Raw genomic sequence first — 13,028 nt, 5'->3', positions numbered from 1 at the left:
CCCCCGCCGTCCTTCCCTCACCGTGTTCACGCGCCGGTGTGCGTCTCCACTGCCAGAGCCGGCTCCGCGTCGGCGGGTGCCCGGTGGTCGAAGGCGATCAAGGGATCCCCGGTGAGGGGGTGGTCGACCACGGCCGCCCGCACCCCGAAAACCTCCGCCATCAGGGCGGGCGCGAGAACCTCGCGCGGCGGGCCGGAGGCGACGACCGATCCGGCGTGCAGGACGTGGAGGCGGTCGCAGACGGAGGCAGCCGCGTTGAGGTCGTGCAGCGACACCAACGTCGTACGGCGCTGGGCACGCAGCAGGGCGAGCAGTTCGACCTGGTGGCGGATGTCGAGGTGGTTGGTCGGCTCGTCGAGGACCAGGACGTCGGGGTCCTGGGCGAAGGCCCTGGCGAGCAGGACGCGTTGGCGTTCCCCTCCGGACAGGGCCGTGAACCGGCGACCCGCCTGTTCGTCCATGCCGACGTCGGCCAAGGCACGGGCGATGATGTCCCGGTCGGCGGCGTCCTCACCGGCGAAAGCTCGCTTGTAGGGGGTGCGGCCCATGGCGACGACCTCGCGCACACTCAGCTCGAAGTCGCTCCCCCGCTCCTGCGGGAGGGCGGCCACGTGCCGCGCCGACTGGACGGGGCTCAGCTCGCGCAGGTCGGTGCCGGCCAGAAGTACTCGCCCGGCGGTGGGCTTCAGGTGCCGGTAGACGGTGCGCAGGAGCGTGGACTTGCCGCTGCCGTTCGGCCCGACCAGGCCGGTGATCTCACCCTCGGCGGCGATCAGGTGGGCGCCCGCGACGACCGTACGGCCGGCGTAGGCGACGTGCAGGTCCTCGATGTCGATCCTCAACTGCCGCTCCCCAGGCGCCGGTCCAGCAGGTACAGCAGGGCCGGAGCCCCGAGCAGCGAAGTGACCACGCCCACCGGCAGCTCCTGCGTGTCCATGGCCGTACGGCAGACGATGTCGACCACCACCAGCAGCACCGCCCCGAACAGGGCCGAGACCGGCAGCAGGCGCCGGTGGTCGCCGCCGACGACCAGGCGGCAGACGTGCGGCACCATCAGCGCGACGAAGGCGATCGCGCCGGAGACGGCGACCAGGACGCCGGTCAGCACGCTGGTGACGGTGAACAGCTCGCGGCGCAGCCGGGCGACGTCGATGCCGAGGCCGGCCGCCGTCTCGTCGCCCATCAGCAGGGCGTTCAGTCCGCGGGCGCGCGCCTGCAGCCAGAGCAGAGCGATGGGCACGGCGACGGCGGGGACCGCGAGCATCTGCCAGTTCGCTCCGCTGAGGCTGCCCATGAGCCAGAACAGCACGCTGTGCGTCTGCTGCTCGTCCCCGGCCTGGAGCACCAGGTAGCTGGTGAAGCCGGACAGGAACTGGCCGATCGCGACCCCGGCCAGCACCAGCCTGAGCGGCGCGAAACCGCCGCCCCTGCGGGCCACCGCCCACACCAACGCGAAGGTGGCCAGGGCCCCGGCGAAGGCCGCGCCGGACAGGCCAAGACCCAGCGCCCCGCCCGCCCCGACCCCGAGCACGATCGCGGCGACCGCCCCGAGGGAGGCCCCGTTGGAGATCCCCAGCAGATACGGGTCCGCCAGCGGGTTGCGCACCAGCGCCTGTACGGCCGTACCGACGACACCGAGCCCGGCGCCGACGAGCGCGGCGAGCAGGGCGCGCGGAACGCGAAGTTGCCAGATGATCAAGTCGTTCGTGCCGGGCCGCGGCGCCTCACCGGACAGTCTTCGCCACACCACGCCCCACACCTCGCCGGGCGGAATGGACGTCGAGCCCCAGGCCACCGCGGCGGTCAGCGCGGCCAGCAGCACCACTGCGAGGACCACCGCCAGCGGTGTCGCGGGCAGACTGCGCTCTTCCGAAGCTGAGGCTTTTGGGCGCACCAGCGTGGAGGGCATGGTCAGCCGACCTTGCCCGGGTAGAGGGCCTTGGCGATCTCCTCGACCGTGTCGGCGTTCTCGACTCCCGCGATGGTCGTCTGTTCGGAGCCGACGCGCAGGAGGTGACCCTGCTTCACTGCCTTGAGGCCCTTGGTCGCCGCGTTGGACTTCAGCCACTGTTCGGCCTCGTCGAACGCCTTCTTGTTCGCCGCCTCGCTGCCCCGGTCGCGGACCCCGAGCTGGATCCAGTCCGGGTTCTTGGCGATCACGTCCTCCCAGCCGACCTGCTTGTAGTCGCCGTCGCAGTCGGCGAAGACGTTGCGGGCCCCGGCCAGAGTGATCACCGCGTTGGCGACCTGGCGGTTGCAGGTGACGGAGGGCTGCTTGGTGCCGGCGTCGTAGTCGAAGAAGAAGTACGTCGGCCGCTTGTTCTTCGCCGTGCCGCCGACCGCCTTCTGGACGGCGTCCACCTTCTCCTTCATCCCGGTGACGAGTTCCTTCGCCCGCGCACTCGTACCGGTGACCGCGCCGAGGGAGGTGATGTCGGCTTCCACCGCGGACAGGTCGGTCACCGGGGTCTTGCTCTGTGCGGCGCAGGCGGTGGACTTCAGGTAGATGTGCTGGATTCCGGCGGCCTGGAACTCCTCCGCCGTCGGCGCGTCCCCCATTCCTCCGCCGCCCATGCTGCCCATGGAGGCGAAGGTGTCGATGTACAGGTCGGCGCCGGAGCCGAGCAGCTTCTCCTTGGGGATGACGCTCTGGCTGAGCACCTTCACCTTCTGCGCCTGGGCGTCGAGCGTGCCGGGCAGGGTGCCCTTGCCCGGCGGGAAGCCGGTGCCGATCACCTTGTCGCCGGCGCCGAGGCGCAGCAGCAGCTCCAGGCTGGAGGCGTTGCTGGTGACGATCTTCTTCGGGGCGGCGGAGAAGGTGGTCTTGGCGCCCATGCAGTCGGTGACGGACACCGGGTAGGCGCCCGAGACGGAGTCCTTGGCCTTCCCCGCGCTCTCGCTCCCCGTGTTCTTCTCCCCGCCGCCGCAGCCCGCCGCCAGCAGGCCGCCGAGCACGACGGCCGCCGCAGAGCCCCACACTCGAGAACGCATCGAACATCTCCCGGATCCACTCGGTACGCGGGCGAACCTCCGTCACCCGCTCCAGAAGTCGGAGCGAACGTCACGCGAGTTCCCGTGAGTTCCCGAAAAGTTGGCGGCACGGCTCAGGAGAGCCGTTCCCAGGTGCTGACGAGGGTGTCGGTGCCGGGGTTTTCCCGGTCGGCACCGACACCCTCCCGAAGCATCAGGCTGCCAGCGCGGCGGGCCTCTCCGCCTCGTCGAGCAGGTCCATCAGAGCCGCGCGGGCGCGGGCCACACGGGAGCGGACCGTGCCGACCGGGCAGTCGCTGACCTCGGCGGCCTCCGCGTAGGGCAGGCCGAGCAGCTGCGTGAGGATGAACGCCTCCCGCCGGTCATCGGACAGCGAAGTCAGCAGATCGAGCAGTGCGATGCCGTCGTCGAAACCGGGCAGGTCGCACGACTGAGCCAGCTCAATGGCTGCACACCAGTCCGGTACGTCCGACTGACGCGGCCGGGCTGCGGCGTAGCGGTAGCTGTCGATCACCGCGCGGCGGGCGATGGACAGCAGCCAGGCCCGGGCCGAGGAACGCCCCTCGAACCGGTGCAGGCTGCCAAGTGCTCGCAGGAACGTGTCCTGTGCCAGATCGTCCGCAGCCTGGGGATCGCCGCAAAGGTGGGCGACGTAGCGCTGGACGTCGCGGTGCAGGGCGCCCACGAACTGCTCGACCGCGTCCGCGTCACCGCCTCGGGCGGCCAGCGCCCAGGCGGTGATCGATTCGTCGAGTGCTGCCGCTTTGTCGCTTTTGACGCGCGACGTGGGCAGGGCAGAGGTAATCACCTGGTGTCCTTCTAGGGTCAACCGTGATCCGGACCAGCGGCCGGCAAAAGCGCGCGGTCCGGTGAAGAGGGGAGACGGCCCTACGGCGTCGCTGTGGCGCTACAGCGCCTGCGCGGTCGTACGGCCGTGGCCCGAGGCGCAGACGGGCGGCCTCGGGAAACCAGCTGTCCTCAGACGACAGCCGTCCCCACGGGCGGACCCCGAGAAGTGATCGCGTGGCCGAGAAGGAGCAGACGCGGCGCCCGGTCCGAGCGACGGCGCCGCAGGTGGACGCGCGGGCGGTCCGGGGTGATGGGCGAGGCGAACAGGAGTCGCAGCGGCGCCGCCAGCCATCCGGCCACCGCCCGCAGGATCCGGAAGGCGGCCTTCTCGCCGTACGCCAGCCACAACCCGCACAGCACCGCGGCAAGCAGGTGGGCCGCGAGCATGCCGAACGACGACGAGCCGCCGTCCATGGAGTGCCCCATGTGTCCCGCGTGGCCCATCTGGCCTGCGTGGTCCATGTGGCCTGCGTGGTCCATGTGGCTCATGCTCGTGTGCCCCATGGCCATGGAGCCCATGCCGCTCACGTCCGCGGAGGCCGAACCGCCGGATGCCGACTGCGCGCAGGAGAACGCCTCGTGCAGCCCGGCCTGGGCGGCGACCACAGCCGTCACGATCAACGGCAGCCCGCGCTCACGCCCTGCCAGACACCAGCCGGCGGCACCGGTCACGGCCACGCCTGCGGCCAACGCCCACGCGGGCACGTCGCTTCCGGACATCAGGACGTGACCCAGGGCGGCGAGCAGCACGCACATGGCCGCGAACACCGCGGCCCGTATCGTGCGAGCACACCACCCTGCTGTCATGGCGCCTCATCCTCGCATCCGGGCTTCGGCCGTCATGCGTGGGTACGGAAATCCACCGGGCACCACACTCAATACCCAGCCTGTGATCCAGACCACGACGCCACGCCGGAACTGACGAGGGTTCCTACCCGACATCTCTCCGGGAAGCACTTTTCGGCCGCGGATTTCCTGCAACAGCAAACCCGTCAAGGCCGAACTGCCCCCGGAGGCATGATCAGGAGACTCCGTCGCCGGAGCGGATCACCACCGCGATCGTCCTGACCGGCGCGCTGCGCTCGAAGTTCAGCGTGAACGGCACCAGGTCACCCGCCCGCCACCCAGCCCGCGCCCGCAGGGTCAGGTCCATGCCCTGCGGGGACATGGACAGCTCACCACCGGCAGGGACGGTCACCGAGTTCACGTCGGCCTTGTACGCGGCCCCACTGTCGGTGGCGCGGTGACGGCTCAGGGTGATCTCTCCGCGCGTGTCGGTGGACGTCACCTTCACCAGCCGGTCGTCCGCTCCGCCGAGGTTGGAGACGTTGAAGAACGCCGCGGTCTCCGTGCTGCCGCCGTAGGGCAGGAACACCCGCCCGGACGTGACGGCGATCCGCGCCGGGCTGCCCGCCTTCCCGGCCCCCACCCAGGTGGTCAGGCCGCCCAGGGCGAGGCTGCACGCGGCCACGGGCACGGCCGCGGCGAGCAGGGCGTCGGTCAGCCGGCGGCGCGACGGCCGCCAGGGGTTCTGCTCGGTCATCGGGTACGCCTCCGGGCGGACGAGGGCTGCCAGGCGCGCAGCCGCAGGCTGTTGCCGACCACCAGCAGCGAGCTGGCCGACATCGCGGCCGCGGCGAACATCGGGTTGAGCAGGCCGACCATGGCGAGCGGCACGGTGACGACGTTGTAGCCGAACGCCCAAACCAGGTTGGAGCGGATGGTGCCCAGCGTGCGCCGAGCCAGCCGGACCGCGTCAGCGAGGGCCTCGATGTCGCCGCGCACCAGCGTCACGTCGGCCGCTCCGATGGCCACGTCGGTGCCGCTGCCCATGGCGATGCCGAGGTCGGCACCGGCGAGTGCGGCGGCGTCGTTGACGCCGTCGCCGATGACCGCGACCCGGTAGCCCTGCTCCTGCAAGTCCCTTACGAGGCCGGCCTTGCCCTCGGGGGTGCAGCGGGCGCGCACCTCGTCGATGCCCAGGGCCGACGCCACGGCCTGCGCGGGCGCTTCCCGGTCACCTGTGGCGAGCACTGGGCGGACGCCGAGCCGCCGCAGGCGCTCCACTGCACGGTAGCTTCCGGGGCGTACGACGTCCCCGACCTCGATCAGGGCCTCGGCCACGCCGTCGACACGGACCAGGACGGGTGTGTGGGCAGCGGCCTCTGCCCTGGCCATGGCGTCCGTGAGGACCGTGGGCAACGCATCCTCCGGCGCCAGGACTTCGACCATGCGGCCTTCGACCCGTCCGCGCACCCCCTGCCCCGGTGTGGCGCCGAACTCGGTCACGTCCGGCGTCGGCTGTCCCTGCGCGGCCCGCCCGGCATACGCGGCGATGGCCCGGCCCAGCGGGTGCTCCGAGCCCCGCTCGACCGCGCCCGCCAGCCGCAACACCGCCTCCTTTCCGAGCCCGCCGGGCACAGCGGTCACCCGGGCGACGCTCATATGGCCGGACGTGAGGGTGCCGGTCTTGTCCAACACAACCGCGTCGATGTGCTGCAGCCCCTCCAGAGCCTGCGGCCCACTGACCAGAACGCCCAGCTGAGCGCCCCGGCCGGTCGCGGCCATCAGCGCGGTCGGGGTCGCCAGGCCGAGTGCGCAGGGACAGGCGACGACGAGGACCGCCACGCACGCGGTGACGGCTGCCTGGGGATCGGCTCCCGCACCGAGCCAGAAGCCGAGCGCCGTGACGGCCAGCGCCAGCACGACGGGTACGAAGACACCGGCCACCGAGTCGGCCAGCCGCTGCGCCCGCGCCTTGCCCGCCTGCGCCTCGGTGACCAGGCGGGTGATCCGAGCGAGCTGGGTGTCGGCGCCGACGGCGGTGGCACGGACGAGCAACAGGCCGCCGGCGTTGACGGCCCCGCCGACCACGGCCGATCCCGTACCCACTTCAACCGGCTCACTCTCACCGGTGACCAGGGACAGGTCCACGGCCGAGGCGCCCTCCACGACCTCGCCGTCGGTGGCGACCCTCTCTCCGGGCCGTACGACGAAGACCTGTCCGGCACCCAACTGCTCGATGGGAACCAGCCGTTCGGTGCCGTCCTCGCGTACCGAGACTTCCTTGGCAGCGAGCTGGGCGAGCGACCTCAGCGCCGCCCCCGTCCCGCGCCGGGCCCGCGCCTCCAGGAAACGGCCGGCCAGGACGAACAGCGGTACGCCCACAGCCGCTTCGAGGTAGATGTGCGCGGCGCCCTCCGAGGCCGAGGGCACGAGGGTGAACGGCATCCGCATCCCTGGCTCACCGGCGCCGCCGAGAAAGAGCGCGTACACCGACCAGGAGAAAGAGGCCACCACACCCAGCGACACCAGGGTGTCCATGGTCGCCGCCGCGTGCCGCAGCCCGCGCACCGCCCGCACATGGAACGGCCAGGCTCCCCACACCGCGACGGGCGCCGCGAGCATGAAGCACATCCACTGCCAGTTCCGGAACTGAAGGCCGGACACCATCGACAGCACCAGCACCGGCAGCGCGAGCAGCGCGGTGATCACCAGCCGGTCGCGCTCCTGCCGGGCGCCCTCGCCCTCGGCGTCGTCCTCGCGCTTCTGCTTCTTGGGCGGCTCGGGCAGGGCAGCCGTATAGCCCGCCTTCTCGACGGCCGCGACGAGGTCCGCAGGACTGATCTCCGCCGGATGACTCACCCGGGCCCGCCCGGTGGCCAGATTGACGGTCGCCGTAACCCCGTCCAGCTTGCCGAGCTTCTTCTCGACCCGCCTCACGCAGGCCGCGCAGGTCATGCCGCCGACGGTCAGGTCGGTCGTGACGAGGGTGCCCACGGGTTCCGCTCTCATCAGTGGCCTCCCCCGTGCATGTCGCCCATGTCGTCGACGCCTCCGCCTGCGCTGCCGTCGCCGCCCGGCCGTGCGCCGGTGCCGTGCATACCGGGGGCGACGGGTCCGGCGGCGGCACCGACGGCGTACGACACCGCGAACATCAGTGTCAGCAGGAGAAGGAACCCGCACAGGGCAGGCGGTGGGACCAGCTTCCGCAGTACCGCACCTGCGTTGGAGGAGGATTGCCGGGATTCGTCCATCAACCGCGTCTCCAGATCACGTCGTACGGCGCCATTCGGATCGAGCCGTACCGCTTCAGGAGTCGGGCCACCGGACGCCCGAGTTCCGGAGCACGCCTATGGCGCACGCCACATAACAAACAACCGTTCTCCGATGTCGCGCGCCGACCGACAGACGCCCTGCCGACGGGTTTCCGGGTTCCGGCTGTCGGCAGGGCATCTGCGCTATTCGGCCCGGGATCCCGTGGAGCGGCCGCGCAGGACGGCGAACACGGCCGCTGCCAGGCCCAGCACGCCCACGACAAGCCCGGCGATGCCAAGGCCACGGGCGGTCGAGTCGCTGCTCGAAGCGGTCGACTTGGCGCTCGCGGAGCTCTTCGAGTTCGCCGGCGAGCCGGTCGAGGTGCTGCCGCTCTCGTCCGCGCCCTTGGCGGTGAGCTTGAGGACAGGCGCCGGGTTCTCCGGCTCCTGGCCGCCGGAGGGCGTCTCGATCCAGCGGACGGTCTTGCCGTCGGAGTACGTCTGGAGGGTCTTGAAGGTCAGCTGGTCGGTGTCGTCGGGCAGCTGCCCGAAGGCGACGTTGAAGTCCTCGTACTGGCCCGGCGCGATCTTGCCGCCGGTGAAGGTGATCTCGGAGACGGCATCGGTGATGGTGCCGTCGTCCGTCTTGACGGGCGTCTTGAGCTTGGTGTTGGTCACCTGAGCGGTCCAGCCGTCCTGCGGGTGGACCAGCACGCCGAGAACGGGGTGGTCTGTGGGCAGGAAGACCTGGACCTTGTTCGTGCTGGCGTTGTCCTCCTCGTTGGGCACGCGGAAGGTCAGCACGCCGTCGGTGGCGCCCTTGGCATAGCTGTCGGGGTGGATGGTGACGTGGGCGGAGGCGATCCCGGCGGCGGCGAGGAGTCCGGCGGCGGTCAGCGCGGTGACAGTGCCGGCGCGGCGCAGGGCGATGCGGTTCGGGGACATGAGGTGATGAATCTCCGTACTGGGGAGGGATGTCGGGGGTCAGATCGCGGACGACATCCCCATCGGTGGCCCCCGCCGGTGAACGGCATACCTCAGCCGCACCTGTCTCACCGACCACAGCTCACCGACGGCCCGCCCCACGAGCCCTGGCGCGTCCGACACGCTCCGCACCGCACCGGCCACCTGCCACCAGGCGGCGAGCCCCGGCACGAACGCGACGGCCCGCCGCAGCAGCGACCACAACGCGGCCTCACCGCGCCGCAGCCACCAGGTCAGCAGCACGGCCGCCCCGACATGGGCGGCGGTGGCGTGCGGCGTGAGCGCATGGTCATGGACCATCCGCATGCCGCGCATGGCCATCGCGACGTGCTGTGGCCGCGCGGCGTGGAAGGCGAGGTGCAGCCCGCACTGGGCGGCCAGCGTCCCGAGGCCGATGGCAGCCAGCGACCGCTCCCGCCCGCCCAGCAGACAGCCGGCCCCGAAGACCGGCACGAACACGGCGACCTGCACCCACACCGCCGGGGCGGCACCTGTGGCCAGTGCATGCCCCCCGGCGGCGAGCAGCACGCACAGCACGGCGAACACCGCCGCGCGCACGCTTCGCACCGCCCAGGACACACTCACGGCACCTGATGCTGCCACGAGACTGAGGGACTTCACCGCCCCCTGTCCACGCACATGCATCACCGCCCACGAACTACCTGGTCATTGCGCCCCCTCCTTATGAGTCGGACGCACGTGCGGTTCAGTTCCCGGCCACCCTGGCGAATTCGAAGCACTGGAAGCAGCCCGAGGAGCACGAGCGCACACCGGCCACCCTCTGCGCCTCGGCACACGACGGGGTCACGCGTCCGCCATGTCCGCTCCGGGTATCCCCGGGACAGTCCCCTGCGGCCACCGGACTGGTCCGGGCATCGGGCACCGAAAGGCCGCACCCCCTGTCCACGGAGGTGGAGCAACATGACCGACATCAGCGGGCTGGAACCCGTCGCCACGTTCTGCGGCGAGTGCGACTGCGGCTGTCCCCAGCTGTTCGTCGACCCCGGCGCCTCGGCCGACCGCCGCATCGTCCTGACCGACGACTTCGGCCAACGCGTCCAGATGAGCGCCGACCAGTTCTCGTCCCTCGTCGCCGACGCGAAGAACGGCAAACTGGACGGCATCGCATGACCCACCGCCGCAGGTCACTCTCCGGCTCTGGTGAACCGACGCTGGGACCGCCCTGCGCGGAAGCCGACCCGCGTCAGCGACCGCCTGCTTCGATCGCTGCACGCGGGCCGCAACCGACGGGGTGTGTCAGGCCACACCAACGAGGCGGAACTCACCGACCTGCTCAGCCGACTGCTGAGGTGACACCCGCATCTGGTCGGCGGGGCCGAACAGGACGCTCGTGTGGGCGTCGATGCCTCACCGGGTCAGCTGGGCCAGCGGCGGATAGTCGGCGAACCGCAGCACGTCGGTCACCTTGCCGGAGGCCGGGTCGACGGCGATCGAGTCCTGCTCCTGCGGCGTACCTTCGGGCGGCCCTCGGCCGAAACGCATTCAGCACACATGAGGCCGGGAAAGCCCGTGAACACATGAGAACTACGGAGGGGTGTTTTCCCAGGCCAGGCACCACACAGTCAACGTTTCCGCAGGTCACAGCCCCGCCCAGAGAAAACTCCTAAAGCGGGTGTCGCAGGTTCGAATCCTGCCGGGGGCACTGGAAAATTGCAGGTCAGAGAGCACATGGACCCTCCGCAGGGGCTGCGGAGGGTCCATTTCTCGCCCGATGGGAACATCCCGGGAACAGGGCAGCGGGCAACTCAGGCACTCTTGATCTAATCGCTTGATGCGGAAAATTTATGCCGATCTGTCGCGCCCTCTGAGGTGTCGCTGCGAGCCCAACAGGCTGTTTTCTGCGAGTTGCTGAAGGTGCCGCCCGGGAAGCGGGCCTCGGAGCCGGAGTAGCTGAGGACCGGGCCGGTCGGGGTGGCAGGGACGCCGAGTGGCGGGCGGCCTTGGTGTCCCGGTACGGCGCGGTGCGCGGCCTCATTCGGCCGCTGGTCGGCACCTGGACTCCGGAGCGGTCCAGGTCGGGGCGCCGGCGGTGAAGGCGCTCAAGCAGCGGGTGCGGTTCGGTTCGAGTGACGGCCGCGATCACGCAGTGAGGGCGTAAGTTCGCCGGTCGGGGGCGGGCCAGAGACGCTCGTGCTCGCGGGCGCCGTGGTAGCGCCAGTAGGGGTTGAGGTCTCCGTTGGAGACGACGGCGCGAAGTCGCAGGACGGCTTCGGTTCCGGGCAGGCCCCAGCGGACGCCAGTGATGTCCATCCGGTCCTTCAAACAGAGCCGCGCCCATCCCCGCTGACGCAAACGAACTCGCCACGCCCGGCCCCAGCCACGCAAACGAACTCGCCACGCCCGACCTCAGCCACGCAGACACCCTCGGGCACACCTCGCCCCCCGGTAACACAAACGGATTCGGGCGCGCTGGTTAACGCGCGTAGCGCGGGCCCGCGCGCATGCCGCGCGCAGGGTCAAGTTTCAGCCAGTCAACACCCATCCCCCGCCCATTGATCAGTAAGCACTCAACCCCCTTGAGCAATGCGGCAGTCAGGATTCCACCAGGCTTCTTGTTGTCGCGTACTCAACAAAGCGATGGTCGTCGCGGGCCGCCGCCCCCACCGGTCACCCATCGGTGGAACCCCCACACCCGCAGGCCTCTGTCCACCACTTCCAGGAGGCTGTACCTTGCGTACGACCACCCCCAGCTCCCCCCACATACGCGGCAGATGGCGCCGCGTCGGCTCGGCAGCAGCGGCCACCGCCGCGCTCGTCATCGCCGGACTCGGCACCGCCGGCCACGCAAGCGCGGACACCGCCGTCACGAGCCACAAGGTGAGCGCCAAGGCGATCGCCGCCCAGGTCGCCAAGGCTCACGTGCAGTACACGCGGGCATGTGGCGCCACCCCGAAGAAGGGCTACGCCGCCTGCAACGCGCTGCGCGTCACCGGCGGCACCACCGCCTTCATGGAGAAGCAGGCGGCCCTGAAGGGCATCACGCCCAAGACCATCAAGCCGAACGCCTCCTCCGCCTCCCCCACCGGATACGGCCCCTCGGACATCCAGTCGGCCTACGGCCTCACCTCCGCCGCCTCCTCGGGCGGCTCCGGCGAGACCGTCGCCATCGTCGACGCCTACGACGACCCGAACGCCGAGTCCGACCTCGCGACCTACCGCTCGCAGTACGGCCTCCCGGCCTGCACCAGCGACAGCGGCTGCTTCAGCAAGGTCGGCCAGGACGGCTCGTCGTCCAACCTCCCCACCGCCGACAGCGGCTGGGCCGGTGAGGAATCGCTCGACCTCGACATGGTCAGCGCGACCTGCCCGAACTGCAACATCCTCCTCGTCGAGGCCAACTCGGCCTCCGAAGCCGACCTCGGCACCGCGGTGAACGAGGCCGTCTCCCTCGGCGCCAAGTTCGTCTCCAACAGCTACGGCGGCGCCGAGTCCTCCTCCGACACGACGTTCGACGCCCAGTACTACAACCACCCGGGCGTCGCCATCACCGCCAGCGCGGGTGACAGCGCCTACGGCGCCGAGTACCCGGCCGCGTCGCAGTACGTGACCGCCGTCGGCGGCACCGCCCTCAAGACCGCCTCCAACAGCCGCGGCTGGGACGAGTCCGTCTGGCACACCTCCAGCACCGAGGGCACCGGCTCCGGCTGCTCCGCCAACGACCCCAAGCCCAGCTGGCAGACCGACAGCGGCTGCTCCAAGCGCATGATCGCCGACGTCTCGGCCGTGGCCGACCCCGCCACCGGCGTCTCGGTCTACGACACCTACCAGGCGAGCGGCTGGAACACCTACGGCGGCACCAGCGCCTCCGCGCCGATCATCGCCTCGGTCTACGCGCTGGCCGGTACCCCGGGCAGCAGCGACTACCCGGCGCAGTACCCGTACGCCAAGGCCGGCACCTCCGCCCTCAACGACGTGACCAGCGGCAGCAACGGCACCTGCTCCACGTCGTACTTCTGCACCGCCGGGCCCGGCTACGACGGCCCGACCGGCTGGGGCACCCCGCAGGGCACGTCCGCCTTCAGCGCGAGCTGAGTGACACCAGCACACATCACGCATGCAATGACCGCCCCGTCGGGTCACGGGGAGCCGCCAGTGTGAGGGGGACGTGGGGTCCCCTCGGCGGCACGGAGAAGGAAAACGGGCCCC

At 70.9% G+C, this 13,028-nt stretch carries 13 protein-coding genes and 1 pseudogene; 2 read left to right on the top strand and 12 right to left on the bottom strand.

Features of this window, described 5'->3' with window-relative positions; translation table 11 throughout:
- Positions 1 to 26: 26 nt before the first annotated feature.
- The 10 genes from AB5L52_RS25350 to AB5L52_RS25305 all read right to left on the bottom strand — a co-directional run bounded on the left by AB5L52_RS25350 (position 27) and on the right by AB5L52_RS25305 (position 9,407).
- The gene (locus AB5L52_RS25350; protein ID WP_369366386.1) at positions 27 to 842 is read right to left on the bottom strand and encodes an ABC transporter ATP-binding protein; all 816 of its coding nucleotides are present in this window, start codon (positions 840 to 842) and stop codon (positions 27 to 29) included.
- Positions 839 to 1,909 (bottom strand): FecCD family ABC transporter permease, encoded by a 1,071-nt coding sequence (locus AB5L52_RS25345; protein ID WP_369366384.1) that lies wholly within the window; start codon positions 1,907 to 1,909, stop codon positions 839 to 841. The genes AB5L52_RS25350 and AB5L52_RS25345 overlap by 4 nt, the downstream gene beginning before the upstream one ends.
- A gap of 2 nt (positions 1,910 to 1,911) precedes the next feature.
- On the bottom strand, positions 1,912 to 2,991 hold the full coding sequence (locus AB5L52_RS25340; protein WP_369366382.1) for an ABC transporter substrate-binding protein: 1,080 nt from the start codon (positions 2,989 to 2,991) through the stop codon (positions 1,912 to 1,914).
- A 193-nt stretch (positions 2,992 to 3,184) separates the two neighbouring features.
- A complete protein-coding gene (locus AB5L52_RS25335) occupies positions 3,185 to 3,799 on the bottom strand; it encodes a sigma-70 family RNA polymerase sigma factor (RefSeq protein ID WP_369366380.1) in 615 nt (204 codons plus the stop codon).
- Positions 3,800 to 3,969: 170 nt separating this feature from the next.
- Positions 3,970 to 4,647, bottom strand: a complete 678-nt coding sequence (locus AB5L52_RS25330; RefSeq protein ID WP_369366379.1) for a hypothetical protein — start codon at positions 4,645 to 4,647, stop codon at positions 3,970 to 3,972.
- Between the two features lie 214 nt (positions 4,648 to 4,861).
- A complete protein-coding gene (locus AB5L52_RS25325) occupies positions 4,862 to 5,383 on the bottom strand; it encodes a copper chaperone PCu(A)C (RefSeq protein WP_369366377.1) in 522 nt (173 codons plus the stop codon).
- Positions 5,380 to 7,635, bottom strand: a complete 2,256-nt coding sequence (locus AB5L52_RS25320) for a heavy metal translocating P-type ATPase (protein ID WP_369366375.1) — start codon at positions 7,633 to 7,635, stop codon at positions 5,380 to 5,382. Before AB5L52_RS25320 ends, AB5L52_RS25325 begins: the two co-directional genes overlap by 4 nt.
- Positions 7,635 to 7,877 (bottom strand): hypothetical protein, encoded by a 243-nt coding sequence (locus AB5L52_RS25315; protein WP_351564557.1) that lies wholly within the window; start codon positions 7,875 to 7,877, stop codon positions 7,635 to 7,637. The genes AB5L52_RS25320 and AB5L52_RS25315 overlap by 1 nt, the downstream gene beginning before the upstream one ends.
- 204 nt (positions 7,878 to 8,081) lie before the next feature.
- Positions 8,082 to 8,822, bottom strand: a complete 741-nt coding sequence (locus AB5L52_RS25310; RefSeq protein WP_369366373.1) for a YcnI family protein — start codon at positions 8,820 to 8,822, stop codon at positions 8,082 to 8,084.
- 39 nt (positions 8,823 to 8,861) lie between these two features.
- The gene (locus tag AB5L52_RS25305) at positions 8,862 to 9,407 is read right to left on the bottom strand and encodes a hypothetical protein (RefSeq protein ID WP_369368968.1); all 546 of its coding nucleotides are present in this window, start codon (positions 9,405 to 9,407) and stop codon (positions 8,862 to 8,864) included.
- 375 nt (positions 9,408 to 9,782) lie between these two features.
- Here AB5L52_RS25305 and AB5L52_RS25300 point away from each other — a divergent pair, with 375 nt between their 5' ends.
- Positions 9,783 to 9,992, top strand: a complete 210-nt coding sequence (locus AB5L52_RS25300) for a hypothetical protein (RefSeq protein ID WP_351564566.1) — start codon at positions 9,783 to 9,785, stop codon at positions 9,990 to 9,992.
- 237 nt (positions 9,993 to 10,229) lie between these two features.
- Here AB5L52_RS25300 and AB5L52_RS25295 read toward each other — a convergent pair whose 3' ends face one another.
- Positions 10,230 to 10,364, bottom strand: coding sequence for a hypothetical protein (locus AB5L52_RS25295; RefSeq protein ID WP_351564625.1), 135 nt, complete (start codon positions 10,362 to 10,364; stop codon positions 10,230 to 10,232).
- A gap of 597 nt (positions 10,365 to 10,961) precedes the next feature.
- Positions 10,962 to 11,144, bottom strand: a pseudogene (locus AB5L52_RS25290) (ISKra4 family transposase); the annotation flags it as partial.
- A gap of 408 nt (positions 11,145 to 11,552) precedes the next feature.
- Here AB5L52_RS25290 and AB5L52_RS25285 point away from each other — a divergent pair.
- Entirely contained in the window at positions 11,553 to 12,914 is a 1,362-nt protein-coding gene (locus tag AB5L52_RS25285; RefSeq protein WP_369366371.1) for a peptidase S8, read from the top strand.
- Positions 12,915 to 13,028: the final 114 nt, after the last annotated feature.

Source organism: Streptomyces sp. CG4, from assembly GCF_041080655.1.
Taxonomy (GTDB): domain Bacteria; phylum Actinomycetota; class Actinomycetes; order Streptomycetales; family Streptomycetaceae; genus Streptomyces.
This window is presented reverse-complemented; position numbering and strand designations above follow the sequence as displayed.